This is a genomic window from Methanofervidicoccus abyssi (assembly GCF_004310395.1).
Classification (GTDB): domain Archaea; phylum AGJL01; class Methanococci; order Methanococcales; family Methanococcaceae; genus Methanofervidicoccus; species Methanofervidicoccus abyssi.
In genome coordinates this window covers 208,615-227,569 of sequence record NZ_BFAX01000002.1, presented here as the reverse complement: position 1 = coordinate 227,569, position 18,955 = coordinate 208,615, and the positions used below count along the sequence as shown (strand labels likewise).

Here is an 18,955-nt window from a genome sequence, read left to right as displayed (position 1 = left end):
CCTCTAAGGTTTTAAAGTACTCCACTGCTGCCTTTGTACCCCACCTGTCTGAGCCTGCCAAAAGAACTACTGTATGGCCGTTGATCTTTGTCACCTCTATTACTCCTCTGTGCTTCCCTGGGTATTCGTTAGTTACCTTTACTGGAAAAATCTCTAAGTATTTTTTCACAATCGGGTTTGCCACCGGCCCTCCTATTAAGATACAATCTTCTTCTATATCGAGAGGTTTATTTGTTAGAACAAATGTTGTTTTTAAGTCCTTTGCTGACAGATTGACATCTATATTAGAACCTACTATTAATTTTGCTTTATGTACTATTTCTTTTATTTTTATTGATTTAATGTCTGGAGCTACATCTGGGTAAGGATTTTTAAATACTGGGGATCCGCCTCCTCCTGAGGATGATATACTACTTCCTGATGATGTGCTACTTGATAAGGTAACTACAGTGATGGTTGTGGTGTAGGTGTTATCACTTTCATTTGATTCATTTACGGTATCGTTTGAATCTACAACTGCTGTGATGTTGTAATCTCCAGTGTTGGTAGGAGTCCAGTTGAAGGTTAAGGTTATACTTTCATTCACATTTAATCCGCTTACATCTTGTGTTTTAGTATATACCTCATTTCCTGCGTCATCTTTAATGGTTACTTCCACTGGAAATGTGGTAGTTACGTTAGCAGTACCATCGTTGGCTATTGTTATGTTTATCTCAGTTGGGGTATTGTTGTATATTGGAGTGGTTGTAGTAATATTTTCTATTACTAGGTTTGGTGTAGGTACAGTTACAGTGATGGTTGTGGTGTAGGGTTTAATTACAACCGTTGCTGGATAAGTTGATACATTTTTATACTCGTATCCATCCTCTGTAGATATTACCACATTCTTCAGGGTTATATTTGTTTCTCCAGGATTTAACCCCTTGAAGGAGATAGTGGCTATTGTAAAATTACCATAAACTGGGTTAAAGAGCCATGCTAAGGATATGAATCCAGAGGAGAGATTTACCATTTTTAAATCAGCACTCTCTCCAATATTACTCAATTGAATATTACTTAAATTCAGGATATTGGAGTCATAACATATATAAGTTTCAAAACCTGCGCATTTCTCATGTTCAGCTTCAGGAACATTTTTTACAATTAAACTTAAGTTAAAAGTATCTCCAATATTTGCCTCTATATTGCTAGGTAGGAGTTCCACTGTGATGTTCTCCCCATAACAGATACCAACCAGTGACATTAGTAAAATTGGTATTAGTAAAAACTTCCACTTCATTCCTAATCACCTGATCGTTGTTTAATATAAAGTATTAAATTTAGCCTATTCTGCAGTGTAAGGTTTTGCAGTATTTGTATCTGGGTTGTATTTTAGGAAGAAGTGTGTAGTTCTTCCTTTGAATGCCTCAGGGTGTATTATAGTACCTAAATCCATCAGGACTTCGTCGGTGTTCATAAGCCCAAGTTGCCAGTAGTCATCACTTTCACAGAACAATCTACCATTTTTTACAGCCTTAAATGTCTCGTACCCTGGATGATCCTCCTTAAAGGTACTTAACCAGGTGGTTGATGATGGTACTATCCATACATCAGCGTTTTTTGCCCTCTCTGCAAAGGTTTCATAGTCTATCGTTGCACTACCTGTACCAGGATAGTCACTAAATATATATGATGCATGACAGAAGTCCGTTATTTCAGTGGCAACGTAGGATTGGGCCTCAGGTACGTAAGTACCTCCCCACTTTGGATAGTTTTCACCCCAGGCAACTAACACGTTTGGATCACAGTTATAGGTTTTTCTTTTAACATCGAAGGACCTCTTCTCAACTCTTGTAAAGTATCTCTTAGCAACATCCTCCTTGTTGTAGAATGCTGCAAACATCTTTACCCATTCACATCTTCCGAGACATGTTGGCTCCAAGTATTCAGCATCTGCTACATAGGTTATACCTAACTCTTTACACTTTTCAATTATTGCATCCCCATCGTATCCTGGATATACAAATATTACCTGGGGAGATATATTTACTATTTTATCCCAGTTTGGATTGTAAGTTGAACCAACGTCTATTATCGATCCATTCTCAAGGCTCCTGTTTATCTCCTCAAAGTACCATTTGTATCCACCACCCCACATAATCCCCTTTATTGAGGATATCACAGATTCACTGTCGTTTAGGGGCATCATAAGTGCAATCTCTGTTGAACTCATGACGACAACGTTCTTCAGTGGTACATTTATTACTATATCGTACTTCCCTTTAGCCCATTCGGGTATTGGTTCAGACTCGTTCTTCAGTAGAAATCTCTGACCTGTGGCATCTACAAATATCTTGTAGGCCCAACTATCCCCTTCGTAGGGATTTACTACATTGCCGTTCTTATCGTAGTAAGTTAAATTCATATGTTGAGCGTACTTTATGGGTTTTTTCAATTCATTGTAGTTTTTAAATAGATACACCACATCTGTAATGTCTATCTTATCATCGCAGTTTAAATCTCCATCTTCAAGAGATATATTTCTATGTTTAAATAGATACACCACATCTGTAATGTCTATCTTACCATCTTCATTTACATCTCCAAATCTGTAGTTGTAGTTACCTTCTGCAAATACAGGGGTTATTAATATTAGTACTAATAATAAAAATATTGCATTTAGTATTATTCTAGGACCAATATTTATACTTTTTGACATGCCACTCACCCAAAAATTTTTTATATTCTAATAATAGATAGTATATTCAATAACCATTTATATTTATATTTTACGGTTTATTTTACAATATTTAAAATTTATTTGGGTATAAAAATATAGGAGATAAGTTATGAAAAAAATATTCTATATACTCACATTATTTACGGTATTACTATTAACAGAAACAGTTTTGGCATTAGAAGATATTAGTTTAAACATAGATATGCCAAAAAAGGTACAGGTAGGTGAAAATTTTAAGATAGATATATATGTTAATTTAAATTAGGAATATCTCTGGTTTTGAGTGTAAAATCGACACTCCAATATACGGTGTAAAGTATATCAAATTTATAAATGCAACTGGGAACAGGGAAATAAAAGAAAAGGCTGGAACGTTCTATATGTTGGATTTAAAAAATAATTCAGTATTTATTTCATTTGCTATCTTTGATAAACCTTTAAATTCAGATTTTCATTTACTCACGGTAGAAGGAAAGGCATTAAAAGAAGGTATTGTACCTATTAAATTTGATGCAGTAGCTTCAGATGAAAATGGTAGAGCTATTACACTACCTTCTATAACCTATAACTTAGAGATAGTTAATAATAGTCAAAGTATCAACGAAAAAACAGAGAGTGGGAAAGGAAGTAATATACTTTCATGGATAATCGAGATTATATCGAACTTTTTAAAAAGGATCTTTTAATGATTAAAGGAAAGATAATTCATTTATCTTTTGCTGTTCTCTTATTATTTTAAAGGATCACTTCGAATCAATATATATTGTAAGTTGGAATTTTCGAAAAAGTAACTTTTATTTTTATTATCATTGTGATTACTAATATCAAAAGGTGAAATTTTGAAATACAAAAGATTTCTAATTGTATTTTTTATATCAGTAATTATACTCACTGTTTTATCCTATATTAGTATTAAAGAAGGTACTATTCCCATAAAGAATGATCAACTGGAAAAATATTTCTTAGAGGGAACTTCTAGAAATCCAATTGTTGATAAAATTATAGGGGAGTTGAGATTACCGAGAACAGTTGGGGCAATTGTTGTTGGAATGGGTATTGCAGTTGCAGGGATACTTATGCAGGGATATTTTAGGAATCCCTTAGCAGATCCCTATTTGATGGGTGTGGCAAGTGGAGCTTCCTTAGGTGTTGTGTTGTATATATTTACATCCCTACTTTTTAACTTAGGTTTTCCCCACTCACTATACGGCTTTATCCTTGCAGCCTATCTTGGTTCTCTGATTACTATGTTTGTAGTTATCAACATTGCAAGGGTTGTTAAACAGACTGCAACTTTACTGATAAGCGGTATTATGATAGGTGCCATAGCCTCTGGATTTACCACCATAGTAGTATATACTGCAGACTTTCTCGGTGAAGAGAGATCTGAACTCTCTGAGTATCTTATGTGGGGTATGGGATCTCTAAATAATTTAACTTGGGATCAGATATACATTATGACTGTGATAATCATCCCTGTAGTTATTTTAGCTTATGTATTGCTATCAAAAAAACTTGATGCTAACCTCCTTGGTGAGATGTACGCCCAGAGTGTAGGGGCGGATATTAAGAGTTTAAGAAGGTGGTTGGTAATACTCTCCTCCATATTAACTGCAACGGTGGTGGCCTTTACTGGACCTATAGCCTTTGTGGGGATAGTATGTCCTATAGTAAGTAGGATGATAGTGGGAACTTCAAAGCACCTCTATGTAATACCTACAACTGCTATCTTAGGTTCTATATTTGTAATATTTGCAGATATACTCACAAGGCCTGGAGTTCTAATACCTACATCCTCTAACAACCTACCTCTCTTATGTCCTCTATCCATAATAGGAGCACCTATAGCTATACTGATATACTTAAAGGTAAAACGTATGGGGATATAATGGAGTATTACAGACCCTTTATAGTATTTATTCTACTTATCTCCGTTGTAATACTTGTTATACTAGGTATGTATTATGGAGGGAATGCCAGATCTATTACCTTGGAAGATACTACAGATTTTATCCTATATCAAATGAAGGTTACATTAAACAGTATATACCATAAAATCACTGGAGAAGATCTGTTTTATATACCTCCTCTAAGTGAAAAGAAGAAATTTAAATATATACTATTAAAAGAAATACGTTTTCCCCAAATTTTCGGAGCCATCATCGTGGGGATAACCCTATCTGCATGTGGTTTAATGCTTCAGACACTCTTTAAAAATTTACTAGCTTCTCCCTATACCACAGGTATATCCAGTGGTGTACTATTTGCAGTTACCTTAGTAATATTTGTAAACAGTATTGCAAATCTCTTCAAAATTTTCAACATAGATGAGAAGATAGTTGCTGGTTGGTGTGGAGGTATACTATCTCTAATAATCCTTATCATAATAGCACTCAGGGTTAAAGATGTAAATGGTGTTCTAATCGTTGCCCTCCTCTTCAGTTATCTATTTAGAGGTATAAGTTCCTATCTAATAGCAAATGGGAAAGAACTCTCTATTCTGGAATACTATATGTTTATAGTTGGAAGTTTAACACGAGTCAATCTAAATAACCTTCCATCTCTTACTATAATTACTCTAATCTTTGTAATAAGTAGTGTATTTTTAATAAAACCTCTAAACGCCTTACTCTTTGGAGAATCTTATGCTAGGAGTTTTGGATTAGATGTAAAAAAGGTTAGGATAGCGATACTACTACTAACATCTTTTGTTGTTGGAGCCATAGTTCCTTACCTTGGACTTATGGCATTTGTAGGAATAGCTGCTCCTTATATGGCAAGGTCTGTAATAAAAACTTCAGATCATAGGTGGCTATTACCTACAACGATGCTCCTTGGGGTTATCTTGATGCTCATTGCTCATATAATATCTGTGAAATATTGGGTACCTATCTATTATCTCTATGGTATAAACCATCCTGCCCAGATTTTACCTGTAGGTTCTATCTTAGATATAGTAGGAGGGTTGTTGGTAATATACTTAGTATACAAGGGGGAGAAGAGTATAAAGATACAGTAGTCATAATGTAAGAATTGGTAAAGATAACTAGATTTCTGTTAATCTTTATTTATTAAAAATGTTATAAAAAAGAATGAATATACAGTCATTAACAGTTGTTATCTTCATTAGTCTACCCTAGATACAGGGAGAGAAGAGTATAACTTTGTTAATTCCTTCTCTTTAATAGCATAGAACCTCTATTAATGGAGATTTTTCGATATTTTTATTATTAGTTCTAATTTCCATTAGAAAATATTCCTGATTATTATTGTAATTAATATTATTTTTTTAATATATACAGCAACCTAGGTATGTATATCTTCCATCTTCTTTAAAATCACATCTCTGAGGAATATATTTATTTTTCTCTTCGAGTAGCCGTAACTTTTACCTACTGCATATATCATCTTCTCACTGCCACTGCCATATTGAGCCGCCTTCTTAGGCCTATTGGCAATATACTCTGGGATGTACTTCTTGGCAATATCCCTTAGGATTATCTTTCTCTCCCTTTCGTTTACCTTGTATTGTACAGGGAGGGAGAGCCCAACTTCAACTACACTCTTGTCTAAGAAGGGTACTCTCAACTCCACACTGTTTGCCATTGTACAGTGATCATCTCTTTCGAGGTTCATCCTGTAGATGTTCATCACATCTTTATAAAGTACCTTCTTAACTTCTTCCTCTCCCTTTGTAATAAGTATCCTCTGATACCTCTTATACCCTGCGAAGAGTTCATCTGCTCCCTGCCCAGATAGTACTACTTTTATTCCATCCCTTTTAGCCATCTCCGATGCCACGTATATAGGTACCCCCACTGAGAGTTTCATTAGATCTATTTCATCTATTGCATAGGCCACCTTCAGGAGATACTCCTCGTATTCTTCCTTATCTATTATTTTCTTTCTAAGTTTTAGTCCCAAATCTTCAGCTACCCTTTCGGCATACTCTACATCTTCACTGCCTTCTAAACCTGTAGTATAGAGGATCACATTGCAGTATTCTGACGCCATCTTTGCCACAAGGGTGCTATCTACTCCTCCAGAAAACACAACCCCTACCTTATCCAGTCCTCTTACCCTCTTTATCACCCCATTCCATAGGACTCTCTCCACCTCTTTTTTATATATCTCGTACTCCCTGTTGTCGTCACCATTTTTATACCTGTTGAAGTAATTTACCCTTATCTTTTGGACATCTCTAACTATGTAGTATCTGTTTTCGTCTAAGTCGTATATCATATGGCTGTTTGGATGGAGTGATACTACAGGATAGTTATATATTTCCTCAAAGGATAGATTATCTATACTTTTCAGTAGATACCACAGTCCCTTTTTCTCAGAGGCAAAGGCAAAGTATTTCTCAGTATCTATGTAAAAGAGAGGTTTTACTCCAAAGGTATCTCTCCCTAGTAGCAGTTTATTCTCTTCCTTGTCATATATACAGTATGCATACTCCCCATCTAACTCTTGAAGTATCATCTCCTCGTAGCAATGTACTATAATCTCACTGTCAGTATCAGTGTAGAAGTTATGTCTATCTTCCAAATCCTCCATAAGTTCGTAGTAGTTGTATATCTCTCCGTTGCAGATAACCCATACATTCTCATCTTCATTGGGAATAGGTTGACTTGCATTACCTACGATGGCTAACCTGTTATGTCCCAATCCAAGCCTGTTAGGTTTTCTAAGATTAGAACTTAGAGTATCCTCAAAATCCCTAAAGTATACAACTTCATCATCGAGCATCATTCCAGAACTATCTGGTCCTCTATGTTTTAGAATCTTCATAATATTAATGAGATGCTCTCTTAATCTGTCTCTAATACTAGAGCCTTCATCATCTTTTATAATAATTCCACTTATAGAGCACATATACACCCCTTAGGGTGTTAGATGTTTTAATATTGTAAAAAAGAAATAGAGATTATTTTAAACCTATCTCCTTTATTAATACTCCAATTTTTGAAGGATCTATAATATTTATATCTATTTTTTTATCTTTCACTGTGATCTCCAAGGTTTTTTGACCTCCAACCGATAGTTGAATACCGACGTTATTCTTCTCAAAGGTTTCTATTATATCTATTATTATCTCCTTGTTCATAGATACACCCCTTATTATTCACTTAGCTTTTATATTTAATATGTATAACTCATATTTAATTCTTTAGTAATTTGGAGGAATATTCACATTATTTTAATACTTATTTTTCACATTCAAAGTATAAAATTCCATCTGTACTAACTTTCCCTGAATATATAGTCGAATACCTAAAAAATAGTTTTCTCTAGGACCATAATTTATTATTTAAATTATTAGTATAAATAGAGAGTTAGATAATTAATAACTTTAGTCCCAGAGGGATAATACTATGCTCTCTGTTGCCACTGCAGAGTGTTTTACACATGGAAAAATAGGAGTTATTCTACATAAGATGGCTATGGGATACGAAGATGTAAAAGGACATCCTTATTACCCTATTTTTAATAAAAATATATATGTTATAGCATCGATGTTTCTACCTCAGAAGGATGTTATAGAAAGTATTCTAAATATAAAACTACCACCTTCAGATTACACATACAGATACGCCAAAGTATACAATGAAAAAAAGGACATTGAAGTAGCATATCTAATGGCAAAGGGATTGAAAAACAAGTTAAGGTGTAATATAGCAATAGGAACTACAGCAGGCATTGGCAGAGGAGGTATATGTATCCTTACAGATAACAGGAGGTATCTATTTACAACTGATATATATGGAGATATACTAACTGGGAAAAATTTAGTTGAAAGATCAGAAAATGGTGTATCTAAAACCTTAAATAAACTTGTCGAGATTTTAAGTAATGAATATAGTATAAGATTATTATAACCCCAATCCACATCAAAGTGATAGTTAAAAAATAAAAAAATAATAATGAAATAATAAAAATAAAACTAAATGTCTTCTTTTTAATCACTACTCTAATGGGAACTAAGGGTTTATAATTTTAATTTTGACAGATATAATCCTGTTCTTTATAAAAGTAGAGACCATGCCTCTTTAGGACAGTCTCTATATGTCTCTTTAAATCTTCATCCTTTGAAACTACACCATAGGGATATACATACGCCCTGTTATCTATATTTATACGAGGATACATCGGTTCTAAAAATACCTCCTCCAAGAGGGATTTCTTTAGATACTGAGTAGTTTTTGTTAAGTTTACAAGTACCGGTGGCACATATGGGGGATTATTTCTAGGGATAATCCACTCGGTACCGTAATATATAAAATAGTCAGGGTTTATCAATAGGTATATTTCCCCATGAATTTCCAGGGCGAGAGTCCAGGAAAAAACCCCCTTGTAAATCCTAAGAGTCTTCCCAAATAAGCTGTTTTAGGATTATTGTATCCAACCTTTAAGGTTCTACCTACTATCCTTGAAAGTGCTTCCTTGACATGGATATTTTTTGGATTTGTAGGGAGGGAAGTTTTAGGTAAGATATTTGTAGGTATATGATTTTCAGGTTTTATCATATGGAGGGCTCTTAAGGGATAAAAATAATAATGATTTTTCTTATTCAACATTACAACTCCTTCCAAAGGTCCGTTGAAATCAAACTTTATCAACTTACCTCTATAGGTATTAAAGGATTTATTCAGTGTAAATTCTCCGTAGGTGTTATTTTTTAACAGGTACTTCACCTTCAAATTAAATCCCCTATAAAATTTTTTTAAAATAATAAAAAATAAGAATAAAACAACTATTATGAAAAATTAGTATTAATAATAATTATTATAGTTATTCAAATAACTCCCTTAACTTTATCTGGTACTTACCTAACTTACCTCCGTAGTTACCTGCAGTTATCTTCTTAACACCTTTCACAGTTGTTGCCGCCAAGATACCTACCTTCATAGCCTTCTTAACAGACTCCTCATCTACTCCATCTATTACGATCTCGTATACCCCATTTACATCTTCTGGAACTTCAGAGTCCTCTACAACATCCCTGAGTGTTGGGCACATCTTATGGTTTGTAGTAGCAGTCATAAATTTATACTTTGGATTGGAAGCACCTACCTTACTACCAGAAGCAACTATTCCTCCTGGGAATGGAGTTATCACCTTCTCCACAGATCTGATGGCATTCACTGCAGCCTCTGCCGCCACCAGTGCAGTCATATTACTGTCTGCCATTATGAAGAAGTTCCCCCCTGCAACTCCTTTTTTAATACCGAACTTATCCTCTACTATGAATTCCCCTCCCATTATAGGTATCCTATATACTGTCCTATCTCCTAACTTATCCTTCTTCTCGTAACCGTCTCCAAAGAACTTCAACTTAAACCCTACCTTGACATGCTCTTCTGCATCCTCGCCCATAGCATCGAATACTGCAGTTGTAGGTGCAGTTAAGACACACTGTCCCAGTCTCTCCAAGAGTTGCTTTTCCAACTCTGATTTCTTAGGATGACATATCTCTATTATAAAACCAGGTCTTCCATCTGGAGTCTTTGTTGGAGGTACGTATTTCTCAATCCCTGCTTCTGCAGGGCACATTATCACTGAACATCCAAACCCTGTAGCCTCTGTTGCCGCTATCTTTGCAAGTCTCTTTGTAGCTGCAGTTATTAAAACCCTTGAAACCCATATAGGAAATGCCTCGGCAAAGGTGTCTTCTATATATACTCCATTTATTTCCATTCTACCACCTTATCTATTTTGTTATGTTATAATAATACTTTTTAATATTATTTAAATTTTTATTTAAATTTTTATTTTACTTCTATGGGCCATCAATATAACAACGTATTAAAAAGATGTTATAGAATATTTTGATAACTACTTTATAGGATCAGTGATGGATAAACATTGTTGCTTATATCAAAAACTTCATGAATCCGAAAGATATATATACTACTAATTCCTATTCTTTTAAGGGATGTTGGTGGGGATATGGTGTAGTCTGGCCTATCATCGGGGACTCCAAGTGCCTATATGGGCTTGGACCAACCCCGAGCAGGAGAAATCCCCGGACCTGGGTTCAAATCCCAGTATCCCCACCATTTTTTAATATCAAGGTATATCTATATATTTAGATACATGGAATGAAACATTCACGATCCAACCTGTTGGGATCAATCTCGACAACCATCTCTCCATCTTTAAATATCCTAACAATACCTCCAGAGTCAGAGACTGTAATAGCTACTGCTTCTGTGTGTTTTGAAATTGCTGCAGCAGTGTAATGCCTGGCTCCAAGACCTAGAGGTAGATTTAAGGTACAACTTAAGGGCTCCAAATACCTACCTGCAGATATAACTTCCCCTCTATCACCGATTATAAAGGCACCATCTATACCTGCAAGTTCCTTTATTGTGCCCCTTACCCTTTTATCGAATATTATAGCATCATGTCCCTTAAAAGGGTTGAGTATAAGTTGGCTGGACATTTTAAGGACCTTTTCACTATCTCCTACTACAAACATGGCTCCAACAGGTTTTCCTTCCTTTCCCTCAATGGATAGCTCCATGGCTATATCCAATACCTCGCTAACTACCAACCTCTTGATACTTTCCAGGGAGTTGATAAACCTGTAGAATCTCAGTAGGAAATCGTTAGAAGATACCTCTATTAGAGAGATAGTATCTATATTACCAGATGCTCTGGGAGTTCCTAGTATAGCTACTACAGTATCTCTCTCTTTAACGAGGCTGTTCTCAAAGAGTTTTATCATGGCCTGTTTTATCATTGCGGATTTGTATTTGTTTCTATACTTTAGAAGTATTGGTATGATCTCCTTCTCATTTTTTAAATAGGAGTAGGTATCTTCATTTGGTGTAGTTACAACTACTTTTAAGTTTTTTCCCTCATTTTTTCCACATTCTTTATTTAGATATTTTTTAAGTACTTTATAAGTTCGACCTGTCTCGGTAAATACCAGTAGAACATCTCCTATTTCCCGAGCTAAAGAGAAACCGTGTTTTACAATAGACTCGATTTTATCCATGGAACCACCGTACTTCGATTTCACCTAAATTTCAACTTCGTAATTAAAGATTTGCGTATATTCTTATAACTGTAGTATAAAAACTACACTAATTTTATTTTGAAATTTTATTTCAACCTAATATTAATGGTAGATCTCTTCTAACTGACTTAATAACAATAACTTTTAATATTGTTTAAATATTTAACATCATTTTATATGATAGACTATATAATCCACTATTTTTATATTTTAATTATTTTAATAGGAATGGTTTTAAGACGATTAATTAAAAAGGAGGAGAATTATGAAAAGATGGTTATATCTTTTTTATTTTTCTGTTATTACTCTTAGTATCTCTCAGTGGCTGTATCCAAAAATCAGATAGATAAGGTAATCAGTCTAACTGATGAAAGAGGAATTTTCGTTAATCCTTTCTATTAAATGATTTTTAATAACTCTTTTTCTTTTTATTATTATAATTTTTTATATAATTTTATTCGATTATGTGGTTTTTTGATTAATTTTTTATAATCTCCATTAGTATTAATTAATTAGGATTTTTGAAATAATATTAATAATCTTGTAGGTGTGAGGTATGGACGAGTATATGCATACAGCAAAACTTATAACTATTCTCTCTGTTGAGGAAGGGCTAAAGACAGAGTTAGCACATAATATAAGAGTTAGGGCCAGTTTAGAAAATAGAGTGTTAAAAAAAGAAGATACTATAGCAGTACTCAATATAGTAGGTACTACAAGCTATCAGGTTTTCTTCATAGATGACAGGAACAGTTTAGATGTTATAAAGTCAGAATTAGATAAAATGGGTGTATTGCTGAACTACGATTCAGAGAAGATTCTACAGAGATATATCCAAAAAAAGATGAAATAGTGATACTATGGAGAATAAAAGAAGTGCTTATGGTGTAGATAAACAGTGGGTAGTGTTAAATGAACTCGCCTTCCTTCTTGTCCGCCAAGGTAAAAAAGTGCCTGAGGAAGTTTTTTCCATACTGAGAAATGCAAAGAATATAATCTCCTACTATCTTTTAGATGAACACACCTCTTTTAACACACTGCTAAAAGCTAACAACGAACTAGCAAAGGTACAGTCTATACTCTTTACACTCTGTGAGGAAGATACAATAAAGGAATACATGGAAAAGCTTACTCAGGCTATGATGGATAAGTTAGATGTAGAGTTTCCCCTCGATAGAAATCTATTCAATACAGAGGTTAAAAAAAGAAATAACATCCAATCTATAAGAATAAGATTAGATGGAGAACTTCAGCCAGAGATTCTAAGCAACTTCAGTGAGTGGTACGGTGTAATATTCGAGTACAGTAAGGAATTTGAAAACTATATAGTAATCGAAGGGGAGGAAAATAGGGTAAAAAATGCACTGAAGAATTTCTCCACTGTTTGGAAATTTTTAAGGAATAATTCTACAGCAGGGAAGTATTAGATAGATTATATAATCCCCAATGTAAGGAGTTATTATATAAGATATAGTAACAGGTACTATAAAAGGTATCATAGGTGTTACATATATCTCTTCTTCGTCATCATACTTCGAAAAGTCATCCTCCTCAGAAGATGGGAAAAGTTTAATGTCGTCTTCCTTTCCCATTATCAGTCTATTTTTACCTCTAATATCTTTGACTTTAACCTTCTCACCAAAGGAGAGTGCAATTAAGTGTCTAATGTCCTTAGGTTTATGTCCTCTTATAAGATTTTTTATAAGTATTATTATAGGCAAAAATACCATCAAAAACATCCCGTTGATAAATACCATTATAGGGAAGGAAGGAATATATCCTATATTTAATACACTTCCAAAGGCTGTGTGTATCGGTGTAGTATATTTAGGTACTAGGGCTCCCATTCCTGCCAACAATTTACCATCTCCCCCTCCAACTCCAAATAGAAACATTATATACCCCAATATAAAACAGAGGATAAATCCACAGAGAGAACGTAATATATAAGTAATATCTCCACTAACTACAGTTAGATAAAGATGGGACATTACTCCAACAATAGACATAAATATCCAGAGGTGATCTTCAACCTCTCTACTTCTAAGATCTTGGATAGCTCCTATTACAAGACATATTAAGCCAATGAGATAGTTGTAAAATATTAAATCTACCATAAATCCCATCTTTATTATTTTTTAGTATTTTTTAAAATCTTGTCTATTATACCTTTAGAATCTTCATTATCAGTCTTTATTTCATCATCTTCCTTCTCCACTTTTTTCTTCTCCTCTAAGTTATCCTCCTCATTGCTCAATCTCTTCTCCTTTTTTTTCACTACTTTCTCTCTGTCAAATGTGAAGTCATCCTCTATTTTAATTACATGATCCGCAATATTCTGAATCGCTAAACTGAAACCAGGTTCTGCACCGATTACTATAATTTTTTTACCATGTTCTTTAGCCTTTCTCATGGCTGGGAGAAAATCTGCATCTCTTGTCATATAGGCGATAGTATCTATATTCTTGTTGAATATCAACTCTGTACCTTCTACAGCCATTTCAACATCTACATCTCCAGCAGTAACTCTTGGTTCAAAACCTTGATTTGCAACAGCCTCAATTAACTTATCAGATGCATACTGGTTTAGATAGACTCTACCTATTACAATTTTACCAAATTTACTTAAAACCTCTCGTATCTTATCTAAATCAATGTTGAACTCCTTTCTTAACATATTGGGCCCGTCTATCAACAGTGCTATTCTATCTTTACCCTCACTCTCACTACTTTTTTTAATACAGATCTTTTTCAACTTCCCCCACATAGTATCACGCACTGTATTTTTAATTCACATGTATATAATAAAATGTAATAGATTAATGATTAAAACTTGCAATCTACGGGAAGTTTAATATTCTTTCGTACTTTCTTTTAAAATCTTCAAGATTCTTTATTGTGGTATCTAAGGTTAGGGGAGTTAATGATATATGCCTCTTCTTCCTTAAAACATAGACATCTGTACCTTCTTCGTCATCTTCTACAGGATCTCCTCCTATCCAGTAGTACTCTCTACCTCTAGGATCTTCCCTCTCCTCTATACGTGTGGTATACATCTTCCTTCCCAACCTTGTGATCTCAATAGGTGTATTTTCAGTAGCGTTCTCTGGAATATTTAGGTTTATCACATCACAGGGGAAGTCATTTTCAAAGTACTTTTTAACTACTTTAACCACTATCTTAGAGGGAGTTATAAAATCTATTGGTATCTCTCCCTCTTTAAACTTTAGATGGTCTTTTGTAATCTGGAGAGAGCATGCCAATGCCTTTGCCCCATGGTGGGCCCCTTCAAATGCAGCCCCTAAGGTCCCCGAAGTTGTTATTTCTGTACCTAAGTTTTCCCCCACGTTTATACCCGAGATAACTATATCTGGCACCTTCTTCAATATCTTGTAGATACCTAAAATGACACAGTCTGTAGGGGTACCTGATACTGCATACCCATAATCCCCATCTGCCAGTTTTGTTTTGGTAATTCTTAGAGGTACAAAGAGACTTATAGCCCTACCTATACCACTCTGCTGATTTGTAGGTGCCACTATAGTAACCTTGGCATCTAACTCCTCAGATAATACAGACTTTAAGGCCAATAAACCGTTAGAATATATACCATCGTCGTTAACTAAGAGTATATCCATACGATCACCGTGATAATTTTTGCTTTATTTAACAATCTCGCATTCCGTATGATATATCTCTCTCCTGTTAGTAACTTAGATAAAAAGAGTGGATGGTAAAAATCTATACGCGTTAGATAATTAAATTTTATATATTTTTATAAATAGTATTAAGTACTATAAAAATTTTTATCGTTCTTTTTTAGTCTTCTATAGACGGTGGTTCTATGAAAAAAAGGAATATTACAGAGCTTCAGATACTCTCAGAGATTGTAAGAAAACAACCCCACATAAAACAGAAAGAGATATCAGATGCCTTAGGGATAACTGTTCAAGGAGTATCTGAGCATATAAGAAATCTACTTAAGAAAGGATATATAAAATCTAGAGGTAGAGGAGAGTACATCCTTACCGATAAGGGTATGAGGGTATTAAAAACCTGGATATCCCAATTTAAGAATTACCTCGAGGAGATTAATAGGGAGATATACAGGTACAAGGATATATGGCCTGCTATCGCCTATGAAGACATAGAAGACGGTGATAAAGTATATTTATTTATGAAAAAGGGCCTACTTCACGCCTCAAAGACTGTTAAAACCTCATCTACAGCAAAAGTTGTAGAAGGAGGTAAAAAAGGAGAAGACATTGCCGTAACTAACATAGAAGGTATAATAGAGATGAATAAAGGAAAGGTAATAGTCTTAAAAATACCTCCTCGGATAAGTGGTGGTTCTAGAAATGTAAATTACGATCTCATAAGAAAAGTTTTAGATAATAATAAGGATGCTATAGTGGCAAGTATGGGAACAGTTTCCTACGTAGTATCTCAGAAGTTAAATATAAAACCTGATATAAGGTTTGCAGTACCAGAAGGTATTGTTAAGGCCTGTGAGAGAGGCTGTGATGTTGTATGTTTAATAACAGGAAAGATGACGGAAAAAGTTGTTAAAATTTTAGATGACAACAGAGTAAAATATACGGTATTAGATGTTACAAAAAGCAGTGATTAAACAATAATTTTAATTATAACATAAAGATAATCAAAATTATTATTATAATATATGTAAAAAAGGATTAACAGAAATCCCACTCTGTTTCCCCAGTACTCTGATATAAAGACTATATTTTTACCCTTAGTCTCTATATTTCCATATTTTTCTTTATCACATTCTCGGGGCTAAACCTCTAAGTCCTCCTATCATCTTCTCTATCTCTCTTTCCAATTTCTTTTTTACCTCTTCAATATTTCCCAAGTATTTACCTTGGGCTTAAACAGTAGGAATTCCCTAATCTTTATCTCAGTGTTCAGAAACCCAAAAAGGTAGGATCCTGTTAAATCTTTTTTCAAGAGGTTTTTTGCATCTTTTTGTTATTTCTATTATTTTTAATTTTTATATTATTATTTTTTCACTTTTTATTATAATTTATTTTAATTTTTTTAAATTAAATATTCTTTAAATTATGCTGAAAACTAAGATATTTAACACCTGTATATTATTTCTCCACAGTTTAAAGGTTTTTTAAAGGGTAGATCTACCTTTTTCAAGGTTTCAATAAATTTTATTACATTTTCGTCCTCCAACTTTTCAGATCTAATAAGAAAATCATAGTACTCTTCACCTATTGGTATAAATCTTAAGTTGTACATCTCTGCAACAGTTTCAATACCTACTCCTATATCTACCCTACCTGTGGCAACTGCCATTCCAACTGCAGAGTGGGTTTTCGCCTCTATATTATAACCTTTTATTTTACTTTTGTCAATACCTCTCTCCTCTAAGAACTTATCAAAGAGTATCCTTGTACCTGAACCCTTATTTCTGTTTATAAACCTGTATCTATCAATGTTTTTTAAGATATCCTCTAAGGTTTCCAAGGGAAGGTCCCTTCTAACCATAAAACCCTGTCTCCTTATATACCCTCTAATAAGTACAGCATCTCTAACTTTGTATTTCTCTAAGAAGGGGATATTGTACTCTCCATCCTCTCCAAGTAGGTGTATTCCAGCAATGTCTCCCTCACCTCTCTTTATAGACAACAATCCTCCTATGGAACCTACATTGATAGTCTTTGCATAGATGTTGCTTTCCCTAAGTATGATATCTACACCTATACAGTGACTACCTATAATACTCAATCCAAACTTTATATTTCCAAAGAGGTGCACCTCCACAGGTTCGTCTTCCAGTATCTCCTTACCTTCTTCTATAACAATATATCCATCACTGTAGGTTAAGGAGGTGATGGCTCCACTACCCTTGAGGACTGGATAAACAGCATACCCTTTACTACTCCTAACTACAGATACAGGTAGATATTCTACTCTTCCCTTTGCAGATATATATCTAAGTGGAAAGTGTCCCCTTATACTTCTCTTCTCCCCTTCAAAGAGTACATTAAACACTGTTAAACAGGATGTGGGATAACCTGGGAGACCTACGATCAGCTTAGGGATGCCATCCTTCCCAGGTATGCTACCTATTACAGTTGGCTTACCAGGTTTTATCTTCATTCCATGGATGTATATCTCTCCTCCCAATTTTTCTATTACATTAGCAGTTAGATCACTACTTCCCGCAGAAGTACCACCACTTAGGATTACTATATCGTTGTTATCTTCTATAGCCCTCTTAATAGTTTTTACAAGATCCTCTTCCTTATCTCCTACGATGCCGTAGAATTTGAAATCCCAACCCCTCTCCCTTATAGAAGCTGCTAAGGTGTAAGTATTAACATCGTATATCTTACACTCCCCCAGAGGTCTTCCAGGATCTATCAACTCATCTCCAGTAGATATCAATGCCACCCTCAACTTCCTCTTAACCTTTATCTTCTTCTTTCCTATAGCTGCTAATGCCCCAATATCCCTTGGAGATAGTACTGTGTCTTTTCTCAGGACAAGTTCTCCAGCCATGATGTCGCTACCACAGTACTGTATATTCTCATGAGGTGCAACGCCCTGGTATATCTTTACAGTGTCTCCTTCTTTCTCTGTGTATTCAACCATAATCACAGCATCACAGCCCTTTGGTATAGGTGCCCCGGTTGCTATCTCCACAGCCTCTCCACTTTTAACCTGGATATTTGGAGTATCTCCAGCCCTTATACGCCCAACAACCTTAAGTATCACCGGGTTATCTTCATCAGCCATATAGGTGTCTTCAGATCTCACAGCATAACCATCCATAAGGGCCCTGTCAAAGGGAGGTACATCTATCTCTGCAACAACATCTTCTGCTAGTGTCCTGTTTACAGCCTCTAATAGATCTATCTCTTCCCATCCTATTTTATCTAAGAATTTTTTTACTATCCTCTTTCCTTCCTCTACACTTGAGAGTTTTAAGAACCTTTTAATAATATCCCTCCTGAGAAAAGGTTATAAAAGATCTAGCCAGGAAATTGCTGTAAGATTTTACTTTTTTAACATTAACTTTTATATTTTTTATATTTTTAATAATTATTATTTTCTTAACAGTTATTGCTAATAATTTAAAAATATTACCCCGGGATCTTTTCTGAACACTAAATAAATATTTTACAGCAATATATTAAGAGATATCCAGAATATAGGAGTTGTTTCTCAAACTATAC

Annotated in this window: 18 protein-coding genes, 1 tRNA gene and 1 pseudogene; 9 read left to right on the top strand and 11 right to left on the bottom strand. The window is 34.5% G+C overall.

All coding sequences use genetic code 11. The annotated features are described in order from the left end of the window. Together MHHB_RS06530 and MHHB_RS02550 are read right to left on the bottom strand one after the other, a co-directional pair. A partial coding sequence (locus MHHB_RS06530; RefSeq protein WP_131007053.1) for an S-layer protein occupies positions 1 to 1,279 on the bottom strand: 1,279 nt, incomplete at its 3' end. Between the two features lie 45 nt (positions 1,280 to 1,324). Then, positions 1,325 to 2,698 carry an ABC transporter substrate-binding protein gene (locus MHHB_RS02550; RefSeq protein ID WP_131007052.1) on the bottom strand — a complete coding sequence of 458 codons (1,374 nt, stop codon included), beginning with the start codon at positions 2,696 to 2,698 and terminating at the stop codon, positions 1,325 to 1,327. A 130-nt stretch (positions 2,699 to 2,828) separates the two neighbouring features. Between MHHB_RS02550 and MHHB_RS06455 the strand changes: the two genes are divergently transcribed. The 4 genes from MHHB_RS06455 (at position 2,829) to MHHB_RS02535 (ending at position 5,738) form a co-directional block, all read left to right on the top strand. After that, entirely contained in the window at positions 2,829 to 2,984 is a 156-nt protein-coding gene (locus MHHB_RS06455; RefSeq protein ID WP_153801563.1) for a hypothetical protein, read from the top strand. Positions 2,985 to 3,099: 115 nt separating this feature from the next. Then, positions 3,100 to 3,405, top strand: coding sequence for a hypothetical protein (locus MHHB_RS02545; RefSeq protein ID WP_131007051.1), 306 nt, complete (start codon positions 3,100 to 3,102; stop codon positions 3,403 to 3,405). A gap of 153 nt (positions 3,406 to 3,558) precedes the next feature. Next, a complete protein-coding gene (locus tag MHHB_RS02540; protein WP_131007050.1) occupies positions 3,559 to 4,608 on the top strand; it encodes a FecCD family ABC transporter permease in 1,050 nt (349 codons plus the stop codon). Further along, complete coding sequence (locus MHHB_RS02535) at positions 4,608 to 5,738, top strand: FecCD family ABC transporter permease (RefSeq protein WP_131007049.1); 1,131 nt, start codon at positions 4,608 to 4,610, stop codon at positions 5,736 to 5,738. The genes MHHB_RS02540 and MHHB_RS02535 overlap by 1 nt, the downstream gene beginning before the upstream one ends. 287 nt (positions 5,739 to 6,025) lie before the next feature. Here the strand turns inward: MHHB_RS02535 and asnB are convergent, their stop codons facing one another. Continuing rightward, complete coding sequence (asnB, locus tag MHHB_RS02530) at positions 6,026 to 7,594, bottom strand: asparagine synthase (glutamine-hydrolyzing) (protein WP_131007048.1); 1,569 nt, start codon at positions 7,592 to 7,594, stop codon at positions 6,026 to 6,028. Positions 7,595 to 7,646: 52 nt separating this feature from the next. After that, a complete protein-coding gene (locus MHHB_RS02525) occupies positions 7,647 to 7,826 on the bottom strand; it encodes a hypothetical protein (protein WP_131007047.1) in 180 nt (59 codons plus the stop codon). Between the two features lie 268 nt (positions 7,827 to 8,094). Here MHHB_RS02525 and MHHB_RS02520 point away from each other — a divergent pair, with 268 nt between their 5' ends. Beyond that, positions 8,095 to 8,598: a UPF0254 family protein gene (locus MHHB_RS02520; protein WP_131007046.1), complete on the top strand. Its 504-nt coding sequence runs from the start codon at positions 8,095 to 8,097 to the stop codon at positions 8,596 to 8,598. Between the two features lie 118 nt (positions 8,599 to 8,716). On the opposite strand, the pseudogene MHHB_RS02515 reads toward MHHB_RS02520, so the two are convergent. Both MHHB_RS02515 and fhcD read right to left on the bottom strand, forming a co-directional pair. Next, a pseudogene (locus MHHB_RS02515) lies at positions 8,717 to 9,420 on the bottom strand (hypothetical protein). A gap of 91 nt (positions 9,421 to 9,511) precedes the next feature. Then, entirely contained in the window at positions 9,512 to 10,417 is a 906-nt protein-coding gene (gene fhcD, locus MHHB_RS02510) for a formylmethanofuran--tetrahydromethanopterin N-formyltransferase (protein WP_131007045.1), read from the bottom strand. Positions 10,418 to 10,663: 246 nt separating this feature from the next. On the opposite strand from fhcD, the gene MHHB_RS02505 reads away from it, so the two are divergent. Continuing rightward, a tRNA-Trp gene (locus MHHB_RS02505) sits at positions 10,664 to 10,779 on the top strand. Between the two features lie 29 nt (positions 10,780 to 10,808). Here the strand turns inward: MHHB_RS02505 and MHHB_RS02500 are convergent. Next, positions 10,809 to 11,723, bottom strand: a complete 915-nt coding sequence (locus MHHB_RS02500; RefSeq protein ID WP_131007044.1) for a diadenylate cyclase — start codon at positions 11,721 to 11,723, stop codon at positions 10,809 to 10,811. 577 nt (positions 11,724 to 12,300) lie between these two features. Between MHHB_RS02500 and MHHB_RS02495 the strand changes: the two genes are divergently transcribed. Continuing rightward, positions 12,301 to 12,597: a DUF749 family protein gene (locus MHHB_RS02495; protein WP_131007043.1), complete on the top strand. Its 297-nt coding sequence runs from the start codon at positions 12,301 to 12,303 to the stop codon at positions 12,595 to 12,597. Between the two features lie 7 nt (positions 12,598 to 12,604). Further along, a complete protein-coding gene (locus MHHB_RS02490) occupies positions 12,605 to 13,171 on the top strand; it encodes a DUF2096 family protein (RefSeq protein WP_131007042.1) in 567 nt (188 codons plus the stop codon). Here MHHB_RS02490 and flaK read toward each other — a convergent pair. From flaK to surE, 3 genes are all read right to left on the bottom strand, one after another. Then, on the bottom strand, positions 13,139 to 13,861 hold the full coding sequence (gene flaK, locus MHHB_RS02485) for a preflagellin peptidase FlaK (protein WP_131007041.1): 723 nt from the start codon (positions 13,859 to 13,861) through the stop codon (positions 13,139 to 13,141). The genes MHHB_RS02490 and flaK overlap by 33 nt on opposite strands. 14 nt (positions 13,862 to 13,875) lie before the next feature. Then, positions 13,876 to 14,511, bottom strand: a complete 636-nt coding sequence (locus MHHB_RS02480) for a TIGR00288 family NYN domain-containing protein (RefSeq protein WP_131007040.1) — start codon at positions 14,509 to 14,511, stop codon at positions 13,876 to 13,878. A gap of 73 nt (positions 14,512 to 14,584) precedes the next feature. Then, on the bottom strand, positions 14,585 to 15,382 hold the full coding sequence (gene surE, locus MHHB_RS02475) for a 5'/3'-nucleotidase SurE (protein ID WP_131007039.1): 798 nt from the start codon (positions 15,380 to 15,382) through the stop codon (positions 14,585 to 14,587). 206 nt (positions 15,383 to 15,588) lie between these two features. On the opposite strand from surE, the gene MHHB_RS02470 reads away from it, so the two are divergent. Continuing rightward, on the top strand, positions 15,589 to 16,374 hold the full coding sequence (locus tag MHHB_RS02470) for a DUF7839 domain-containing protein (protein WP_131007038.1): 786 nt from the start codon (positions 15,589 to 15,591) through the stop codon (positions 16,372 to 16,374). Between the two features lie 470 nt (positions 16,375 to 16,844). Here MHHB_RS02470 and MHHB_RS02465 read toward each other — a convergent pair whose 3' ends face one another. Continuing rightward, positions 16,845 to 18,719, bottom strand: a complete 1,875-nt coding sequence (locus MHHB_RS02465; protein WP_131007037.1) for a molybdopterin biosynthesis protein — start codon at positions 18,717 to 18,719, stop codon at positions 16,845 to 16,847. Positions 18,720 to 18,955: the final 236 nt, after the last annotated feature.

Coding starts and splice junctions, on each gene's coding strand:
- MHHB_RS02550 (WP_131007052.1), bottom strand. CDS start 2,698: ATGTCAAAAAGTATAAATATTGGTCCTAGAATAATACTAAATGCAATA.
- MHHB_RS06455 (WP_153801563.1), top strand. CDS start 2,829: ATGAAAAAAATATTCTATATACTCACATTATTTACGGTATTACTATTA.
- MHHB_RS02545 (WP_131007051.1), top strand. CDS start 3,100: ATGTTGGATTTAAAAAATAATTCAGTATTTATTTCATTTGCTATCTTT.
- MHHB_RS02535 (WP_131007049.1), top strand. CDS start 4,608: ATGGAGTATTACAGACCCTTTATAGTATTTATTCTACTTATCTCCGTT.
- asnB (WP_131007048.1), bottom strand. CDS start 7,594: ATGTGCTCTATAAGTGGAATTATTATAAAAGATGATGAAGGCTCTAGT.
- MHHB_RS02525 (WP_131007047.1), bottom strand. CDS start 7,826: ATGAACAAGGAGATAATAATAGATATAATAGAAACCTTTGAGAAGAAT.
- MHHB_RS02520 (WP_131007046.1), top strand. CDS start 8,095: ATGCTCTCTGTTGCCACTGCAGAGTGTTTTACACATGGAAAAATAGGA.
- fhcD (WP_131007045.1), bottom strand. CDS start 10,417: ATGGAAATAAATGGAGTATATATAGAAGACACCTTTGCCGAGGCATTT.
- MHHB_RS02500 (WP_131007044.1), bottom strand. CDS start 11,723: ATGGATAAAATCGAGTCTATTGTAAAACACGGTTTCTCTTTAGCTCGG.
- MHHB_RS02495 (WP_131007043.1), top strand. CDS start 12,301: ATGGACGAGTATATGCATACAGCAAAACTTATAACTATTCTCTCTGTT.
- MHHB_RS02490 (WP_131007042.1), top strand. CDS start 12,605: ATGGAGAATAAAAGAAGTGCTTATGGTGTAGATAAACAGTGGGTAGTG.
- flaK (WP_131007041.1), bottom strand. CDS start 13,861: ATGGTAGATTTAATATTTTACAACTATCTCATTGGCTTAATATGTCTT.
- MHHB_RS02480 (WP_131007040.1), bottom strand. CDS start 14,511: ATGTGGGGGAAGTTGAAAAAGATCTGTATTAAAAAAAGTAGTGAGAGT.
- surE (WP_131007039.1), bottom strand. CDS start 15,382: ATGGATATACTCTTAGTTAACGACGATGGTATATATTCTAACGGTTTA.
- MHHB_RS02470 (WP_131007038.1), top strand. CDS start 15,589: ATGAAAAAAAGGAATATTACAGAGCTTCAGATACTCTCAGAGATTGTA.